This is a genomic window from Streptacidiphilus cavernicola (assembly GCF_042510955.1).
Lineage (GTDB): Bacteria > Actinomycetota > Actinomycetes > Streptomycetales > Streptomycetaceae > Streptacidiphilus > Streptacidiphilus cavernicola.
This window is the reverse complement of the sequence record NZ_JBHFAB010000018.1, coordinates 44,042-59,780: the sequence shown is the minus strand read 5'-3', so window position 1 is coordinate 59,780 and position 15,739 is coordinate 44,042. Positions and strand designations below refer to the sequence as shown.

Sequence of the window (15,739 nt, the reverse complement as noted above, 5' to 3'; positions counted from 1 at the left end):
CAGTGTGTCGCTGTCCTGGACCGCTTCGACCGACAACGTCGGGGTGACCGGGTACGCGGTGTACCGGGGTTCGACCCAGGTGGGCACGGTGACCTCGGGCACCACGTACACCGACACCGGGCTAACGGCTTCGACCGCGTACAGCTACCACGTGACCGCGCACGACGCGGCGGGCAACGTCTCCGCCTCGTCCGCCACGGTCACCGGCACCACCGCGGCCTCCGGCGGCGGCGGTGACACCACGCCTCCGTCGGCTCCGAGCAACCTGGCCGTGACGGGTACCACCAGCAGCAGTGTGTCGCTGTCCTGGACCGCTTCGACCGACAACGTCGGGGTGACCGGGTACGCGGTGTACCGGGGTTCGACCCAGGTGGGCACGGTGACCTCGGGCACCACGTACACCGACACCGGGCTGACGGCTTCGACCGCGTACAGCTACCACGTGACCGCGCACGACGCGGCGGGCAACGTCTCCGCCTCGTCCGCCACGGTCACCGGCACCACCGCGGCCTCCGGCGGCACCGGGAGCAGCGGCTGCACCGCGGCCTACAGCATCAGCAGCGACTGGGGCGCCGGCTTCAACGCCAACGTCACCGTCACCAACACCGGCAGCTCCGCGACCAAGTCCTGGACGGTCACCTGGAGCTGGGGCGGCAACCAGACCATCAGCAACATGTGGAACGCCAACTACACCCAGTCCGGCAAGGCCGTGACCGCGACCAACGCTGCGTACAACAATGTCATCGCACCGGGCGGCAACACCAGCTTCGGGTTCGGCGCGAACTACTCCGGCACCAACACCGCACCCACCCTGACCTGCACCGCCGGGTGAGTTGAGGGCATCTGGCAGCAGAGGGAGGGGCCGGTACCGCGGGCGACCGCGGTACCGGCCCCTCCCGGCGTCCGGCATGATCGCCGGGGTGGCCTGACCGTCGCCGGGGGCGGATGTAGTGTTGGCCCCGCCGCAAGACCGCCCCCAGGGAACTCAAGGGAAACCACCCCGATGGAAATCGCGTACATCCCCAGCCCCTCGCAGGGCGTCTGGCACCTCGGTCCGGTGCCGATCCGCGCGTACGCGCTGTGCATCCTGCTCGGGATCGTCGCCGCGATGTGGCTGACCCGGCGGCGCTGGGTGAAGCTCGGCGGCCGTGCTGACGACGTCATCGACGTCAGCCTGTGGGCGGTGCCGTTCGGCATCGTCGGCGGGCGGCTCTACCACGTGATCACCGACCCGGAGCTCTACTTCAAGGCCGGTGAGCAGCCGATCAAGGCGCTCTACATCTGGGACGGCGGCCTCGGCATCTGGGGCGCGGTCGCGCTCGGCGCGGTCGGCGCCTGGCTCGGCTGCCGCCGCAAGGGCATCCCGCTGGCCTCCTTCGCGGACGCGCTGGCCCCCGGACTGATCCTGGCCCAGGCCATCGGCCGCTGGGGCAACTACTTCAACCAGGAGCTGTACGGCGACCCGACCACGCTGCCCTGGGGCCTGAAGATCAACCAGACCTTCGCCGACGGCAGCAGCGTGCACGGGGTGTTCCAGCCGACCTTCCTCTACGAATCGCTCTGGGACCTCGCGGTCTGCGGTCTGCTGCTCTACGCGGACCGCCGCTGGAGCTTCCACTCGGCCCGGCTGTTCGCCCTGTACGTCGCGGCCTACACGGCCGGGCGCGGCTGGATCGAGTCGCTGCGCAGCGACCACGCCAACCGCTTCCTCGGCCTGCGGCTGAACGACTGGACCTCGGTGATCCTGTTCCTGGCCGCGGTGGCGTTCCTGATCGCGACCAGGAACCGCCCCGAACCGTCGCTCGAGGCCCGCCTCGGTGACTCGCTGATCGCCGCCGACGGGGCTGCGGACGCGGAGCAGCCGGAGGACGACGGTGACGCCGCCCCGGCCGCGGAGGACCCGGCCGAGACGGCGGTCGACGACGAGGGCCCGAAGACCACGAGCAGCAGCTGAGCCGGGCGTCGGCGTGATACGGAGGCGGGACCCGGCCGGGTCCCGCCTCCGTCGCGTGGTGCGGCTCAGTCCTGCTCGCCGGGCGCCTGCTCGCCGGGCGCGTCCTGCTCCGGCGAGCGCGGGTCCGGCGCGGCCTCGCGCCGGCGGCGGCGGACGGACCAGACGATCAGGGCGACCAGCACCACCGCGGCCACCACACCCGCCGCGGCCGTCCCGGCCGTCTGCGCGGCCTGCTTGTAGGCGGCCCCGGCCAGGTAGCCCAGCAGGGTGTAGCCGATGCCCCAGACCAGCCCGCCGAGCGCGTTGAACAGCAGGAACCGCCGGTAGGGCAGCTGGGACACCCCGGCCAGGGCCGGGACCATGGCCCGGAACAGGGCCACGAACCGGCCCAGGAACACCGCGACCGGACCGCGTTCGCGCATGAACCGGCGCGAGCGCTCGATCCGGTCGTGGTGCTTGGTGGCGAAGCCGGTGGCCAGCAGCCGGGGGCCGAAGCGGCGGCCGACCTCGTAGCCGACCGAGTCCCCGATGATCGCGGCGAGCACCACCACCAGCATCAGCACCGGCAGGTCCACGTCCTGGTGGGCGCTGGCGATCACTCCGCCGATCACCACCGCAGTCTCACCCGGCAGGACGAATCCGAAGAAGAACGCGTCCTCGCTGAAGACCAGCGCCGCGACGATCAGGTAGACGAGAGGGCCGGACAGGTGCTGCAGCCAGTCGGTGATCGCTCCCATCGGCCCATCATAGGTTCAGGCGGGGGCCGGGGCCGGGCGGGAGTGCTCCTGGTGCAGGTGCTCGACATGGTGCACCGCCTGGTCGAGCAGGGCCAGCACATGCGCGTCGTACAGCGCGTACACCACGCTGCGGCCACGCCGTTCGCCGACCACCAGGCCGAGTTCGCGCAGCACCCGGAGCTGGTGCGAGCAGGCCGACTGCTCCATGCCGACCTCGGCGGCCAGCTCGGTCGCCGCGCAGGCGCCCTCGCGCAGCCGGTCCAGGATCATCAGCCGGGACGGGGTGGCCAGCGCCTGCAGCGTTCCGGCGACGCGGGCCGCGGCGGCCTGGTCGAGCCTGCCCTGTCGCTCGCTGTCGGCCATGGCGCTCACCCGGGTCCACCCATGAGGTCATCGTACTCAGCGGCGGTCCGGGTTCGGCGTGGCGGGCTTCGGGGGAGACACTCCCGGTAGCATCGGTTCCGGGCAGCGACATCACGGGCGGGGCCATCCCGGTCGGCGGTCGGAGACCGCCGGGCACAGAGGCCGCAAGGGACGCAGGAAGGGGGATGACCGTGACGCTGATGGCGATGCTGTCCGTCGTCTTCGCCGTGCTCGCAGCGGTGAGCAACGCCATGGGCACGGTGCTCCAGCGCCGCGCCGCGCTGATCGTCCCGCAGTCGGACGGGTTCCGGCTGCGCCTGATGTGGGACCTGCTGCGTACGCCGATCTGGGCCTTCGGCATCCTGGGCGTGATCATGGCCGCGGTGTTCCAGGGCCTGGCGCTGGTCACCGGGCCGCTGGCGGTGGTGCAGCCGATCTTCGTGCTGGAGCTGCCGGCCGCGCTGCTGATCTCCGGCCTGGTGTTCCGCAAGCGGATGCCGGCCCGCGGCTGGCTCTCGGTGGCGGGCATCGTGGTCGGCCTGGGCACCGCGCTGGCCGCCGCCGCGCCGAGCGGCGGCCAACTGCAGCCGCCGATGGCGCTGTGGGTGCTGGCGCTGGCCTGCTGCGGCGGTGCCATCGTGCTGCTGGCGGGCGCGGCGCTGAAGCGTCCGGTCGGCCCGGCCCGAGCCGCCTTCCTCGGCACCGCGGCGGCGATCGGCTACGCGTTGACCGCCGCGCTGATGAAGTCGGCCACCGACACCCTGGACCACCGCGGCGTCGCCGCCTTCTTCACCGCCTGGCAGACCTACGGGTTCGCCGCGGTCGGGGTCTGCGCGCTGTTCCTGCTGGAGAACGCGATGCAGGCGGGCCCGCTGGTCGCCTCGCAACCGGCGCTGACCCTCGGCGACGCGCTGATCAGCCTGTCGCTCGGGGTGACCCTCTACGCCGAGTCGGTGCGCACCGGGTGGTGGCTGGCCCCGGAGATCCTCGGCACCGGGCTGGTGCTGCTGGGCGCGGTCGGGCTGTCCCGGCTGGACGTGCTGAACAAGCCGGACGAGATCGGGGAGCGCCCGCAGGGCGCCGTGGCGGGCACCTCGCCCGAGGGCGCCTCCAGCTCGACGGCATAATGCGCAGGGGCGGCCCGGCCGCCCCGGGTCGGACCGCTCCGGGTCCGGGCCGCGCCGAGAGGGAGACAGCATGTTCGAGTTGGGGACCGACGGACCGGCCGTGATCGTGGTCGGGGTGGACGGCTCCGATTCCTCGATGCGCGCCGCCGCGTACGCGGCCGGGCTGGCGCGTCGGCAGGGCTCGCTGCTCGCGGTGGTCTACATCCAGCCGATGGGCACGCTGGGCGGGGCGGACGTCGGCGCCGCCGTGGCCCAGGCCGGCCGCGAGGCCGCGGCCGACCTGGAGCTGCAGATCCGCGAGTCGGCCGAGCGGCTCGGCGACCAGGTGCGGATCCGCTGGGAGTTCCACACCGCGCAGGGCGACGCCTACGGCGGCATCGTCGAGCACGCGGACCGGCTGAAGGCGGACGCGGTGGTGATCGGCGCCTCGGAGAAGGCCGGGCACCGGATCCTCGGCTCGGTCGCGGTGCGGCTGGTGAAGGCGGGCCGCTGGCCGGTCACGGTGGTGCCGTAGCCGGGCCCCGCGGCGCGGGCTCAGGCCTCGCGGCGGATGTCCGGCTCCAGGTAGATCACCCGGGCGATCGGCACCGCGGCCCGGATCCTGGCCTCGGCCGCGTCGATGGCCCTGGCCACCTCCGCGGCGGTGTCGTCGTGCTGCACCGCGATCTTCGCGGCGACCAGCAGCTCCTCCGGGCCGAGGTACTGGGTGCGCATGTGGATCACGCCGGTGACCACGTCGCCGTCCACCATCGCCGCGCGGATCGCGCTGACGTCCGCCGCCCCGGCGCCCTCGCCGAGCAGCAGGCTCTTGGTCTCCACGGCCAGCACGATCGCGATGGTCACCAGCAGCGCACCGATGCAGACCGTGCCGATGCCGTCCCAGACGCCCTGGCCGGTCGCCAGCGTCAGCAGCACCCCGAGCAGCGCCAGCACCAGGCCGATCAGCGCGCCGAAGTCCTCCAGCAGCACCACCGGCAGCTCCGGGGCCTTCGCCCGGCGGATGAACTGCACCCAGCCCTGGCCGCCGCGCAGCGGGTTCGACTCCTTGACGGCGGTGCGGAAGGAGTAGCCCTCGGCGCAGATCGCGAACAGCAGCACGCCCACCGGCCAGTACCAGTGCTCCAGCTCGTGCGGGTGCCGGATCTTGTTGTAGCCCTCGTACAGGGCGAACAGGCCGCCCACGCTGAACAGCACGATGGAGACCAGGAAGGCGTAGACGTAGCGCTCCCGGCCGTAGCCGAACGGGTGCTCGTCGGTGGCCGCGCGCTTGGCCCGCTTGCCGCCGAGCAGCAGCAGCGCCTGGTTGCCCGAGTCGGCGACCGAGTGCACGCCCTCCGCGAGCATCGAGGACGAGCCGCTGAACCCGAACGCCACGAACTTCGCCACGGCGATGGCCAGGTTCGCCCCCAGCGCCGCCACGATCGCCCTGCTACCACCGCTGGCACTCATCTGCGTCCGTCGTCCCCTCGAAGATCATTGTCTTACCGAGCCCTCAACGTACGCGATCGGCGCGGTCGAGAGGAGAGACTAGGGGGATGCAGCCGCTCAGACACGCCGAAACGGTGATGGGCACGGTCGTGTCGTTCGACGTCCGCGATCCGGGGCCGGGTACCGGCGAGGGCCTGCGCCGGGCGGTGGCCTGGCTGCACCGGGTGGACGCGGTGTTCTCCACCTACCGCGCCGACAGCCAGGTCAGCAGGCTCGGCCGGGGCGAACTGGCGCTCGCCGACTGCGATCCGGAGGTGGCCGAGGTGCTGGCGCTGGGCGCCGAGGCGGAACGCGTCGGCGAGGGCTGGTTCAGCGTTCGCCCCGGCGGCGCCGACGGACCATTGGACCCGTCCGGGGTGGTCAAGGGCTGGGCGGTGGAGCGGGCCTCGGCGATCCTGCGCGCGGCCGGGTCGGTCCGGCACAGCGTCAACGGCGGCGGCGACGTGCAGACGGCGGGGGAGCCCGAGCCGGGCCGCGGCTGGCACCTGGCGGTGGCGCACCCGCTGCACCCGGGGGCGTTCGCGGTCCTGGTCCGCGGCAGCGGCGTCGCCCTGGCCACCTCCGGCACCGCCGAGCGCGGCGCGCACATCCTGGACCCGCGCACCGGCGCCCCGGTCAGCGGCGGCGGCCTCGCCTCGGTCTCGGTGGTCGGCGCCTCGCTGACCGCCGCCGACATCGCCGCCACCACGGCCTTCGCGATGGGCGGCGCGGCGGCGAAGGCGTGGCTGGAACGGCGGCCGGGGCTGGAGGGCTTCGCGGTCACCGCGGACGGCCGGGCCTGGTGGACCTCCGGCTTCGGCGCCTACGCGGACCTGCCCGGCGCCGGTTGAGGCCGGTGCCGGGCAGGCGCGGGACGGGCCCGCCGCTACTGCTTGGCGGTCAGCGCGGCGGTGTGCTCCTTGATCTGCTCCTTGGTCAGGTAGGCATCGGTGTACTCGAAGTCCCGCAGCGTCGCCGGGCGACCGCGCTGGAAGCCGGTGCGGACGAAGTCGTCCCCGGCGGTGGCATTCAGCAGCCAGTTGGTCATCACCCTGACCTTGGCGACATTGGTCCGCAGCGCCATCAGGTGGTAGCCGCGGGCCACCGCCTGGGCGGCGACGCCGGTCAGCTCCACGCCGACCGGCTTGGACACCGCGTCCGCGCCGCCGAGGTCCACCACCAGGCCGAGGTCCTTGTGGAAGTAGTCCTTCATCGGCTGGCCGCGCAGCGCGGCGACCACGTTGTCGGCGACCACCTTGCCCTGCCGCTGGGCGTGCTGCGCGGTGGGCGGGCAGACCGAGCCGTCGCCCTTGGCCAGGTCCGGCACGGCGGCGGCGTCGCCGAGCGCGAACACCCCGTCCAGCATCGGGACCTTCATCTCGGCGGTGGTGACCAGCCGTCCGCGCACCGTCTCCGCGTCCAGGGTGGCGATCAGCGGGCTGGCGGCCACGCCCGCGGTCCAGATCAGGGTGCGGCTGGGGATCACCCGGCCGTCGGTGAAGGTGATCGAGTCCTCGCCGGCCTCGGCCACCGACACCCCCAGCGACACCTGGACGCCGCGCTTGCGCAGCACCTCAAGCGCGGTGGCGCCGAGCTTGTCGCCCAGCTCCGGCATCAGCTTGGGGGCGATGTCGATCAGGTGCCACTTGATCAGGTTGGGGTTCAGCCGCGGGTAGCGCTTCACCGCGGAGGTGGTCACCCGCTGCAGGCAGGCCGCCGTCTCGGTGCCGGCGTAGCCGCCGCCGACCACCACGAACTGCAGCCGGGAGATCCGCTCGTCGCGGTCGGTCGCGGCGTCGGCCAGGTCCAGCTGGCTGATCACGTGGTCGCGCACGAAGGCGGCCTCGGCCAGCGTCTTCATGCCGCGGGCGTGGTCGGTCAGGCCGGGGATGTCGAAGCTCCGGGTGATGCTGCCGGGGGCGAGCACGATGTAGTCGTAGTGCTCGGCCACCACCTCGTCGGTGATCTTGCGGATGATGCAGACCTTCGCCTGCGGGTCCACGCCGATCGCGCCGCCGGGGATGATCCGGGTGCGGTGCAGCATTCTGCGCAGCGAGACCGCGACCGACTGCGGCGTCAGCACCCCGGCGGCCACCTGCGGCAGCAGCGGGAGGTAGAGCTCGTAGCTGAAGGGGGCGACGATGGCGATGTCCGCCTCCCCCGGGACCAGCTTGTGTTCGAGCCGACGGGCGCACTCGACGCCGGCGAAGCCGCCGCCGACCACCAGGATCCGGGGTCGTTCCATTGGATGCCATCCCTCACAGGTTCAGACAGATGCGTCGCGACTGGTTCGGGCCTACTCCTGCCCGCCACCCTGGCACGCACACGGGGGCCCTGCCACCGCAGTCCGCCAAGTCGGGGGACGACTTCGCCGGGTCGCCGCTGGGTAGGGTGGGGCGCATGTTGTCTGAGCTGCGGGCCGTCCGCTATGTGACGCCGCTTCGGGAGGGCGGTTCGCTGCCGGGCCTGGTCGAGGCGCGCGGCGGCCCGGACGGCGGCGTCCGCGGGCTGTGGGTCGCCAAGTTCACCGGGGCCGCGCAGGGCAGGAAGGCGCTGGTCGCCGAGGTGGTCGCGGGCGGTCTCGCCCGGCGGCTGCTGGCCGGGGAGCGGCTGCGGGTGCCGGAGCTGGCCACCGTCGAGGTGGACCCGGCGCTCGCGCTGGGGGAGCCGGACGAGCGGGTCCAGCAGCTGGTCCGGGCCTCCGCCGGGACCAACCTCGGGATGGCCTTCGTGTCCCGGGCGCTGGGCTTCGACCCGCTGGCGTTCCCGGTCGACCCGCTGACCGCGGGCCGGGTGCTCTGGTTCGACGCCCTGATCGGCAACGTCGACCGCTCCTGGCGCAACCCCAACCTGCTGGTGCGGGACGGCGACCTGTGGCTGATCGACCACGGCGCCAGCCTGATCTTCCACCACAACTGGCGCACGGCGGCGGCGTCCGTGGACAAGCCGTACGACGCCGAGGGGCACGCGCTGCTGCGCTTCGCCCCGGACCTGGCGGCGGCGGACGCGGCGCTGGCCAGCCGGGTCACCGAGGAACTGCTGCGGGAGGTGCTGGCGGACGTGCCCGAGGTCTGGTTGGCGGACGAGCCGGGCTTCGGCTCGGCCGAGGCGGTGCGCGAGGCGTACACCGCCCAGCTCGCGGCGCGGGTCGGCGGGGCCCGCGAGTGGCTTCCCGAGGTGGCGTCATGAGCCCGGTGGTGTACGAGTACGCGCTGGTCCGGGTGGTGCCGCGGGTGGAGCGCGGGGAGCGGATGAACGCCGGGGTGCTGGTCTACAGCCGCCAGGCCGGGATGGTCCGCGCGCTGATCGAGCTGGACGAGGCCCGGCTGCTGGCGCTGGACCCGGCGGCCGACGTGGCCGCGGTGCGCAGCGCGCTGGCGGCGGTGGCGGACGTCTGCGCCGGCGGCCCGGCGGCGGGCCAGGCCGGGGCGGACGACCCGGGACGGCGCTTCCGCTGGCTGACCGCCCCGCGCAGCACGGTGGTCCAGCCGGGCCCGGTGCACCTCGGGCTGACCGACGACCCGGAAGGCGAGCCGCAGCGGCTGCTGGAGCTGCTGGTGCGGTGACCGCCGTACCGTCGGCGGGTCGCTCCGACCTGGACTGTTAGGCTTGCGAAGCGTGACCGCGAAGCCGAACATCCCGAATGTCCTTGCCGCCCGCTACGCCTCCGGCGAGCTGACCCGACTGTGGTCCCCCGAGCACAAGGTGGTCCTGGAGCGGCAGCTCTGGCTCGCCGTCCTCAAGGCGCAGGCCGACCTGGGGATCGAGGTGCCGGAGAGCGCCGTCGCCGACTACGAGCGGGTGCTGGAGCAGGTCGACCTGGCGTCCATCGCCGAGCGCGAGCGGGTCACCCGGCACGACGTCAAGGCCAGGATCGAGGAGTTCAGCGCCCTGGCCGGGCACGAGCAGATCCACAAGGGCATGACCTCGCGGGACCTCACCGAGAACGTCGAGCAGCTGCAGATCCGGCAGTCGCTGGAGCACGTCAGGGACCGCACCGTGGCCCTGCTGGTCCGGCTGGCGGCGCTGGCCGCCGAGCACGGCGAGCTGGTCATGACCGGCCGCTCGCACAACGTCGCGGCCCAGGCCACCACCCTCGGCAAGCGCTTCGCCTCGGCCGCCGACGAGATCCTGGTCGCGTTCCAGCGTCTTGAGGAGCTGATCGCCCGTTACCCGCTGCGCGGGATCAAGGGCCCGGTCGGCACCTCGCAGGACATGCTCGACCTGCTCGGCGGCGACCAGGACAAGCTGGCCGAGCTGGAGCGCCGGGTCGCCGGGCACCTCGGCTTCCAGCAGGGCTTCACCAGCGTCGGCCAGGTCTACCCGCGCTCGCTGGACTACGACGTGCTGTCCGCGCTGGTCCAGCTGGCGGCCGGGCCGAGCAGCCTGGCCAAGACGATCCGGCTGATGGCCGGGATCGAGCTGGTCACCGAGGGCTTCAAGGAGGGCCAGGTCGGCTCCTCGGCGATGCCGCACAAGATGAACACCCGCAGCTGCGAGCGGGTCAACGGGCTCGCGGTGATCCTGCGCGGCTACGCCTCGATGGTGTCCGAGCTGGGCGGCGACCAGTGGAACGAGGGCGACGTCTCCTGTTCCGTGGTCCGCCGGGTGGCCCTGCCGGACGCGTTCTTCGCCTTCGACGGCCTGGTCGAGACCTTCCTGACGGTGCTGGACGAGTTCGGCGCGTTCCCGGCCGTGATCGCCGCCGAACTGGACCGCTACCTGCCGTTCCTGGGCACCACCAAGGTGCTGATGGCGTCGGTGCGGGCGGGCGTCGGCCGGGAGACCGCGCACGAGGCGATCAAGGAGCACGCGGTCGCCTCGGCGCTGGCGATGCGGGCCGGGGTCCGCGAGAACCAGCTGGTCCAGCGACTGGCCGAGGACCAGCGGATCCCGCTGGACCGGGCCCAGCTGGACGCGCTGCTGGCGGACCGGCTGTCCTTCACCGGCGCGGCGGCGAGCCAGGTGGCCCAGGTGGTCGGCCGGGTCGAGGACGTGGCGGCGGCGTACCCGGCGGCGGCCACGTACGCGCCGGGCGCCATCCTCTGACGGCGGGTCGGGCGGGTCCGGGCGGGTCCGGGCGTCCGGCGGTCCGGCGCGGGCGGGCATGCGGAAGGGCCCCGATGGGGGGATACCGGGGCCCTTCCGGGCGGAGGCCGTCGGGAGTAACCAGGGGGGAGAGGATCCCTCCCGTCGCCGTCCGCAACTGACGCCTTACCCGTGCCGCAGACCCTAAACCTCCCGCATCCGCACCGCCGCGGGCTGTCCCCCGTTGGGGCGAGTCGGCGTCCCCGGGTGTTCGGCGCCGGGCCCCCGGGGGAGACCTCTCGTTGGTCCCGGCAGCGGTCGGACGGAACGAGGGAGCGCAGACGGATGATGTCGACGACGACCGAGGTCGAGAGGCCGCCGCTGCCGCGGGACGGGCTGGCGCTGACGCTGGTGCTGCCCCGGGGACGGCTGCTCGCGCCCGGCGACCACCCCGACCGGGAGTCACTGCGGCGGCGGCACGACGCCTGGTTCCGGGAGCGGATGTCCGGCCTCGGCCTGGACGCCGAGCGGCGGCTGTTCGAGGAGTGCGAGGGCGTCAGCCTGATGTGCCGCGTGCTGCCCGGTGCGGACGGCGAACGGCTGCTCGGCATCTGCCTGGCCGCCTCGGTGCTGTTCCTGCTGGACGACGTGACCGACGGCGACTCGGCCGAGACCTCGCACGCGGACCGCTACCTGGCGGTCCTCGGCGGCGCCTCCGCCGAGGGCGGGTCGGCGCACCTGCGGCTGCTCGGGCAGACCCTGGCCCGGGTCCGCGAGGGCGTCCCGGACCGGCTCTGGGCCCGCTTCACGGCGGGCTTCGCCGAGGTGATCGCCACCGCGGCGGGGAAGTCCGCCGCGCCGGTCCACGACTACCCCGGATACCTCGCGGTGCGCCGCGCCGACGCCGCGTTCGACCTGGTCGGGGTGGCCATCGAGCACGGCCTCGGACTCGACCTGGCGGTCGGCCAGGACGCCCTGGCCGGGCTGCTCGACGCCTGCTTCGAGCACACCGTCCTGGTCAACGACCTGCTCTCGTACCGCAAGGAGTACGCCGCGGACGAGCCGATGAACGCCGTGGGCGTGCTGCGCCGCACCGCGGGCCTCGACCTGCAGCAGGCCGTGGACCAGCTCTGCGCCCGGCTGGCCGCGGCCGAGGACGCCTACTTCAGCGAGCGCGAACGGCTGCTCGGCACCGGCGCGGAGGGGATCGGCGCCTACCTGGACGCCTGGGCGCTGATGCTCAGCGGCAACCTCGCCTGGTCGCTGGCCTGCCCCCGCTACCACGGCCCCGGCGGGGGCTGGGACTGGGCCGACGGCGCGCCGGACCGGATGGTGCTCTACCCCGACCGGACCGTGTTCTCCTCGACCGTCCGCTGAGCCGGCACCGTGCCGACCCCGCCCTAGCGGCGGTGCAGCCGCTCCAGCTCGCGCCGGTCGCGCTTGGTGGGGCGGCCCGCGCCGCGGTCGCGGACGGCGACCACCGGGACCTCCTCGCGCGGCGGGCGCGGCTGGCTCTTGTCGATCAGGCACTCGGCCGCGACCGGTGCTCCCACCCGCTTCCTGACCAGCCGGGCGACCACCACGATCCGCTCGTAGCCGCCGTCCCGCACCCGTACCTCGTCGCCCAGCTTCAGCACCTGGGCGGGCTTCGCCTTGTCGCCGTTCACCCGGACGTGCCCCGCCTTGCAGGCCGCGGCGGCCAGCGAGCGGGTCTTGGTGAGCCGCACCGACCAGATCCAGCTGTCGACCCGCACCGGTCCCTCGTCCGCCGTCATGCCCCGACCTTAGCGCTCCGCCGCCGGGTGGTACCGGGGTACCACGGCCCCGCCCATGATCGGCCCTGGGTACCACGGGTCCGCCCGCACCCCGCTCCTAGCGTGGAGCCGACCGGGCCGCAGTCGGTCGCCCACCGGCCGGTCCGCGGCGACGCCTGAGAGACTGGGTCCCGGAAACAGGAGTCGGAGATGGAGCGCGTGGAGACGACCGAGGACCCGCTCTGGGGGCATCCCCAGGTCGCCCGGCTGGCCAGGGCCGGGCGGCGGATCCAGCGGTTCGACCAGCGCCGCCCCTGGGTGACCGACGCCGTGGCGGTGGTCCTGCTGCTGCTGGTGTTCGCCCTGCCCGACCTGCTGCGCCACGGCCCCCAGCAGGAGGCGTTCCGGATCCACGGGGTGCCGCTGCCCGCCGTGGCCGCGCTGCAGCTGGGGCTGACCCTGCCGCTGCTGTGGCGGCGGCGGGCTCCGGTCCCGGTGCTGGGCGCGGTGGCGGCGGTGTTCCTGCTGCAGTGGTCGCTGGACATCTGGCTGCACAGCGACATCGCGCTGATCTTCGCCCTCTACACGGTCGCCAGGCACGCCCGGATCCGGCAGCTGGCCTGGTGCTGCGGGGCGGTCGCGGCGGTGCTGGTGCTGCCCGCGCTGCGGGTCGCACCGGTGTCCTGGCTGGTCGCGCTGTTCTTCCTGTACTGCGCGGCCACCGCGGGCGCGGCGCTGGGCCTGGCGGTGCGGATCGGCCGGGCCTACCTGGACGCGCTGCGCGACCGGGCCACCCGGCTGGAGGTCGAGCGGGACCAGCGCAGCCGGCTGGCCGCCGCGGCCGAGCGGGCCAGCGTGGCCCGGGAGATGCACGACATCATCGGCCACAACCTCTCGGTGATCATCGGCCTGGCCGACGGCGGAGCGTACGCGGCGGACGTCGCCCCGGAACGCAGCAGGGAGGCGCTCACCCACATCGCCGCGAACGGGCGGCAGGCACTGGACGAGCTGCGCCGGATGCTCGGCGTGCTCTCGGCCCGGCGGGGCGACGCCGGGCAGCTCAGCCCGCAGCCCGGGGTCGCGGACCTGGACGCGCTGTGCGAACGGGTCCGCGCGGCCGGACCCGAGGTGGTCTACCGGACCGTGGGCAGCCCCGAATCCCTGGACCGCGGCCTGCAACTGACGCTGTACCGGATCGCCCAGGAGTCGCTCACCAACACCCTGAAGCACGCCGGACCGCAGACCTCGGTCCGGCTCACCGTGGTCGCCGACCGGACCGAGACCCGGGTCCGGGTGGAGGACAACGGACCCTCCCGCGGCGCGTCCCCGCCGTCCCCGGTGACCGGCGAGGGCCGCGGCATCACCGGGATGCGGGAGCGGGCCGGGCTGTACGGCGGCACGCTCAGCGCCGGGCCCCGCCCCGGCGGCGGCTGGTCGGTCGAGGCCGTGCTGGAAGGCCCGTACGGGGGTGCCGCATGACCACCGTGCTGATCGTGGACGACCAGCCGCTGCAACGCTTCGGGTTCCGGATGCTGCTGGAGAGCAGCCCCGGTTTCGAGGTGGTCGGCGAGGCCGCGCACGGCGCCGAGGCGGTCCGCCAGGTCGCCGCGCTGCGCCCGGACGTGGTGCTGATGGACGTGCGGATGCCCGGCGTGGACGGCATCGAGGCGACCCGGCGGATCGTCGCCACCGGCGGCCGGTCCAGGATCCTGGTGCTGACCACCTTCGACCTGGACGAGTACGCCCACGCCGCACTGCGCGCCGGGGCCAGCGGCTTCCTGCTGAAGGACGCGCAGCCGGAGGAACTGCTGGCCGGGATCAGGGCGGTGGCCACCGGCGACGCGGTGATCGCCCCCACCCTGACCAGGCGGCTGCTCGACGCCTACGCGCACCGGCTGCCCGGTCCGCAGCCCGGCGGTCCCGACGGCGCGGAGGACCCGCGGCTGCGGGCGCTGACCGAGCGCGAGCACGAGATCCTGGTCGCCATCGGGCACGGCTGGACCAACGGCGAGATCGCCGAACGGCTGGTGCTGTCCGAGTCTACGGTGAAGACGCACGTGGGACGGGTGCTGGCGAAGATCGGCGCCAGGGACCGGGTGCAGGCGGTGATCCTCGCCTACGACCTGGGCCTGGTCCGGCCGAGCTGACGATCGCAGCCCGGCCGGACCGGACCTTAGTCCAGGTAGTCGCGCAGGACCTGGGAGCGCGACGGGTGGCGCAGCTTGGACATGGTCTTGGACTCGATCTGGCGGATCCGTTCGCGGGTCACCCCGTAGACCTTGCCGATCTCGTCCAGGGTCTTCGGCTGGCCGTCGGTCAGGCCGAAGCGCATCGAGACCACGCCGGCCTCGCGCTCGGCCAGGGTGTCCAGCACGCCGTGCAACTGCTCCTGGAGCATGGTGAAGCTGACCGCGTCGGCCGGGACGACCGCCTCGGAGTCCTCGATCAGGTCGCCGAACTCGCTGTCGCCCTCCTCGCCGAGCGGGGTGTGCAGGGAGATCGGCTCGCGGCCGTACTTCTGCACCTCGACGACCTTTTCCGGGGTCATGTCGAGTTCCTTGGCCAGCTCCTCCGGGGTGGCCTCGCGGCCCAGGCTCTGCAGCAGCTGGCGCTGCACCCGGGCCAGCTTGTTGATGACCTCGACCATGTGCACCGGGATGCGGATGGTGCGGGCCTGGTCGGCCATCGCGCGGGTGATCGCCTGCCGGATCCACCAGGTGGCGTAGGTGGAGAACTTGAAGCCCTTGGTGTAGTCGAACTTCTCCACCGCGCGGATCAGGCCGACGTTGCCCTCCTGGATCAGGTCCAGGAACAGCATGCCGCGGCCGGTGTAGCGCTTGGCGATGGAGACGACCAGTCGGAGGTTAGCCTCCAGCAGGTGGTTCTTGGCGCGGTGGCCGTCCTCGGCGATGATCTGCAGCTCGCGGCGCAGGGTCGGGGCGAGCTCGTCGTCGCCCTCGATCATGGCCAGCGCGAGCAGCCCGGCCTCGATCCGCTTGGCGAGGACGACCTCCTGCTCGGCGTTGAGCAGCGGGACCTTGCCGATCTGCTTGAGGTAGTCCTTGACCGGGTCGGAGGTCGCGCCGGCGACCGTGACCAGCTGCGCCGGGGCATCGTCCTCGTCCTCGTCCGAGACCGTGAACGACTCCGTCGGAGGCTCGTCGGCGGGGGTTTTCACCGCGGTGTCTGGAGTTTTAGTGATGTCGGCGGAAACGTCCCCGTCGTCTATCACGACGCTTTTCCGGGCCCGCTCGGATGTCTTGGCGGCAGCCACCATCGGTGCTGTGCCTCCCTCTCGAAAGACCTGCT

Annotated in this window: 16 protein-coding genes and 1 pseudogene; 11 read left to right on the top strand and 6 right to left on the bottom strand. The window is 73.3% G+C overall.

Annotated elements, in window-relative coordinates:
* Positions 1-832 (top strand): cellulose binding domain-containing protein (locus ACEZDE_RS22840; RefSeq protein WP_380538766.1); only part of this gene is annotated, 832 nt, incomplete at its 5' end.
* Positions 833-1,003: 171 nt separating this feature from the next.
* Positions 1,004-1,954: a prolipoprotein diacylglyceryl transferase gene (gene lgt / locus ACEZDE_RS22835; protein ID WP_380538764.1), complete on the top strand. Its 951-nt coding sequence runs from the start codon at positions 1,004-1,006 to the stop codon at positions 1,952-1,954.
* A gap of 65 nt (positions 1,955-2,019) precedes the next feature.
* On the opposite strand, the gene ACEZDE_RS22830 is transcribed toward lgt, so the two are convergent.
* Together ACEZDE_RS22830 and ACEZDE_RS22825 are read right to left on the bottom strand one after the other, a co-directional pair.
* Positions 2,020-2,691 (bottom strand): DedA family protein, encoded by a 672-nt coding sequence (locus ACEZDE_RS22830; protein WP_380538762.1) that lies wholly within the window; start codon positions 2,689-2,691, stop codon positions 2,020-2,022.
* Positions 2,692-2,706: 15 nt separating this feature from the next.
* Positions 2,707-3,054 (bottom strand): ArsR/SmtB family transcription factor, encoded by a 348-nt coding sequence (locus ACEZDE_RS22825; RefSeq protein WP_380538760.1) that lies wholly within the window; start codon positions 3,052-3,054, stop codon positions 2,707-2,709.
* A gap of 185 nt (positions 3,055-3,239) precedes the next feature.
* Here ACEZDE_RS22825 and ACEZDE_RS22820 point away from each other — a divergent pair, with 185 nt between their 5' ends.
* Positions 3,240-4,181, top strand: a complete 942-nt coding sequence (locus ACEZDE_RS22820) for a DMT family transporter (protein ID WP_380538758.1) — start codon at positions 3,240-3,242, stop codon at positions 4,179-4,181.
* 70 nt (positions 4,182-4,251) lie between these two features.
* Positions 4,252-4,695 (top strand): universal stress protein, encoded by a 444-nt coding sequence (locus ACEZDE_RS22815; protein WP_380538756.1) that lies wholly within the window; start codon positions 4,252-4,254, stop codon positions 4,693-4,695.
* 20 nt (positions 4,696-4,715) lie between these two features.
* On the opposite strand, the gene ACEZDE_RS22810 is transcribed toward ACEZDE_RS22815, so the two are convergent.
* Positions 4,716-5,630: a cation diffusion facilitator family transporter gene (locus ACEZDE_RS22810; protein ID WP_380538754.1), complete on the bottom strand. Its 915-nt coding sequence runs from the start codon at positions 5,628-5,630 to the stop codon at positions 4,716-4,718.
* Positions 5,631-5,716: 86 nt separating this feature from the next.
* On the opposite strand from ACEZDE_RS22810, the gene ACEZDE_RS22805 reads away from it, so the two are divergent.
* A complete protein-coding gene (locus tag ACEZDE_RS22805; protein ID WP_380538752.1) occupies positions 5,717-6,499 on the top strand; it encodes an FAD:protein FMN transferase in 783 nt (260 codons plus the stop codon).
* Positions 6,500-6,534: 35 nt separating this feature from the next.
* Here ACEZDE_RS22805 and ACEZDE_RS22800 read toward each other — a convergent pair whose 3' ends face one another.
* A complete protein-coding gene (locus ACEZDE_RS22800) occupies positions 6,535-7,893 on the bottom strand; it encodes an NAD(P)/FAD-dependent oxidoreductase (protein WP_380538750.1) in 1,359 nt (452 codons plus the stop codon).
* A gap of 155 nt (positions 7,894-8,048) precedes the next feature.
* Between ACEZDE_RS22800 and ACEZDE_RS22795 the strand changes: the two genes are divergently transcribed.
* From ACEZDE_RS22795 to ACEZDE_RS22780, 4 genes are all read left to right on the top strand, one after another.
* Positions 8,049-8,837, top strand: a complete 789-nt coding sequence (locus tag ACEZDE_RS22795) for a HipA family kinase (RefSeq protein WP_380538748.1) — start codon at positions 8,049-8,051, stop codon at positions 8,835-8,837.
* Positions 8,834-9,214 carry a DUF3037 domain-containing protein gene (locus ACEZDE_RS22790; RefSeq protein ID WP_380538746.1) on the top strand — a complete coding sequence of 127 codons (381 nt, stop codon included), beginning with the start codon at positions 8,834-8,836 and terminating at the stop codon, positions 9,212-9,214. The genes ACEZDE_RS22795 and ACEZDE_RS22790 overlap by 4 nt, the downstream gene beginning before the upstream one ends.
* Before the next feature lie 43 nt (positions 9,215-9,257).
* A complete protein-coding gene (gene purB, locus ACEZDE_RS22785; protein WP_380538744.1) occupies positions 9,258-10,697 on the top strand; it encodes an adenylosuccinate lyase in 1,440 nt (479 codons plus the stop codon).
* Positions 10,698-11,021: 324 nt separating this feature from the next.
* Positions 11,022-12,053, top strand: coding sequence for a terpene synthase family protein (locus ACEZDE_RS22780; protein ID WP_380538742.1), 1,032 nt, complete (start codon positions 11,022-11,024; stop codon positions 12,051-12,053).
* Between the two features lie 23 nt (positions 12,054-12,076).
* Here ACEZDE_RS22780 and ACEZDE_RS22775 read toward each other — a convergent pair whose 3' ends face one another.
* Positions 12,077-12,451 (bottom strand): RNA-binding S4 domain-containing protein, encoded by a 375-nt coding sequence (locus tag ACEZDE_RS22775; RefSeq protein WP_380538740.1) that lies wholly within the window; start codon positions 12,449-12,451, stop codon positions 12,077-12,079.
* Between the two features lie 189 nt (positions 12,452-12,640).
* Between ACEZDE_RS22775 and ACEZDE_RS22770 the strand changes: the two genes are divergently transcribed.
* Together ACEZDE_RS22770 and ACEZDE_RS22765 are read left to right on the top strand one after the other, a co-directional pair.
* The gene (locus tag ACEZDE_RS22770; RefSeq protein WP_380538737.1) at positions 12,641-13,909 is read left to right on the top strand and encodes a sensor histidine kinase; all 1,269 of its coding nucleotides are present in this window, start codon (positions 12,641-12,643) and stop codon (positions 13,907-13,909) included.
* Positions 13,906-14,577, top strand: a complete 672-nt coding sequence (locus ACEZDE_RS22765; RefSeq protein WP_380538735.1) for a response regulator — start codon at positions 13,906-13,908, stop codon at positions 14,575-14,577. The genes ACEZDE_RS22770 and ACEZDE_RS22765 overlap by 4 nt, the downstream gene beginning before the upstream one ends.
* A 26-nt stretch (positions 14,578-14,603) precedes the next feature.
* Here the strand turns inward: ACEZDE_RS22765 and ACEZDE_RS22760 are convergent.
* Positions 14,604-15,707: pseudogene (locus ACEZDE_RS22760) on the bottom strand (RNA polymerase sigma factor); the annotation flags it as partial.
* Between the last annotated feature and the right edge of the window lie 32 nt (positions 15,708-15,739).

What these genes read in the sequence shown, in the direction of transcription:
- lgt (WP_380538764.1), top strand. Translation starts at nt 1,004, where the DNA reads ATGGAAATCGCGTACATCCCCAGCCCCTCGCAGGGCGTCTGGCACCTC.
- ACEZDE_RS22830 (WP_380538762.1), bottom strand. Translation starts at nt 2,691, where the DNA reads ATGGGAGCGATCACCGACTGGCTGCAGCACCTGTCCGGCCCTCTCGTC.
- ACEZDE_RS22825 (WP_380538760.1), bottom strand. Translation starts at nt 3,054, where the DNA reads ATGGCCGACAGCGAGCGACAGGGCAGGCTCGACCAGGCCGCCGCGGCC.
- ACEZDE_RS22820 (WP_380538758.1), top strand. Translation starts at nt 3,240, where the DNA reads ATGACCGTGACGCTGATGGCGATGCTGTCCGTCGTCTTCGCCGTGCTC.
- ACEZDE_RS22815 (WP_380538756.1), top strand. Translation starts at nt 4,252, where the DNA reads ATGTTCGAGTTGGGGACCGACGGACCGGCCGTGATCGTGGTCGGGGTG.
- ACEZDE_RS22810 (WP_380538754.1), bottom strand. Translation starts at nt 5,630, where the DNA reads ATGAGTGCCAGCGGTGGTAGCAGGGCGATCGTGGCGGCGCTGGGGGCG.
- ACEZDE_RS22805 (WP_380538752.1), top strand. Translation starts at nt 5,717, where the DNA reads ATGCAGCCGCTCAGACACGCCGAAACGGTGATGGGCACGGTCGTGTCG.
- ACEZDE_RS22800 (WP_380538750.1), bottom strand. Translation starts at nt 7,893, where the DNA reads ATGGAACGACCCCGGATCCTGGTGGTCGGCGGCGGCTTCGCCGGCGTC.
- ACEZDE_RS22795 (WP_380538748.1), top strand. Translation starts at nt 8,049, where the DNA reads ATGTTGTCTGAGCTGCGGGCCGTCCGCTATGTGACGCCGCTTCGGGAG.
- ACEZDE_RS22790 (WP_380538746.1), top strand. Translation starts at nt 8,834, where the DNA reads ATGAGCCCGGTGGTGTACGAGTACGCGCTGGTCCGGGTGGTGCCGCGG.
- ACEZDE_RS22780 (WP_380538742.1), top strand. Translation starts at nt 11,022, where the DNA reads ATGATGTCGACGACGACCGAGGTCGAGAGGCCGCCGCTGCCGCGGGAC.
- ACEZDE_RS22775 (WP_380538740.1), bottom strand. Translation starts at nt 12,451, where the DNA reads ATGACGGCGGACGAGGGACCGGTGCGGGTCGACAGCTGGATCTGGTCG.
- ACEZDE_RS22770 (WP_380538737.1), top strand. Translation starts at nt 12,641, where the DNA reads ATGGAGCGCGTGGAGACGACCGAGGACCCGCTCTGGGGGCATCCCCAG.
- ACEZDE_RS22765 (WP_380538735.1), top strand. Translation starts at nt 13,906, where the DNA reads ATGACCACCGTGCTGATCGTGGACGACCAGCCGCTGCAACGCTTCGGG.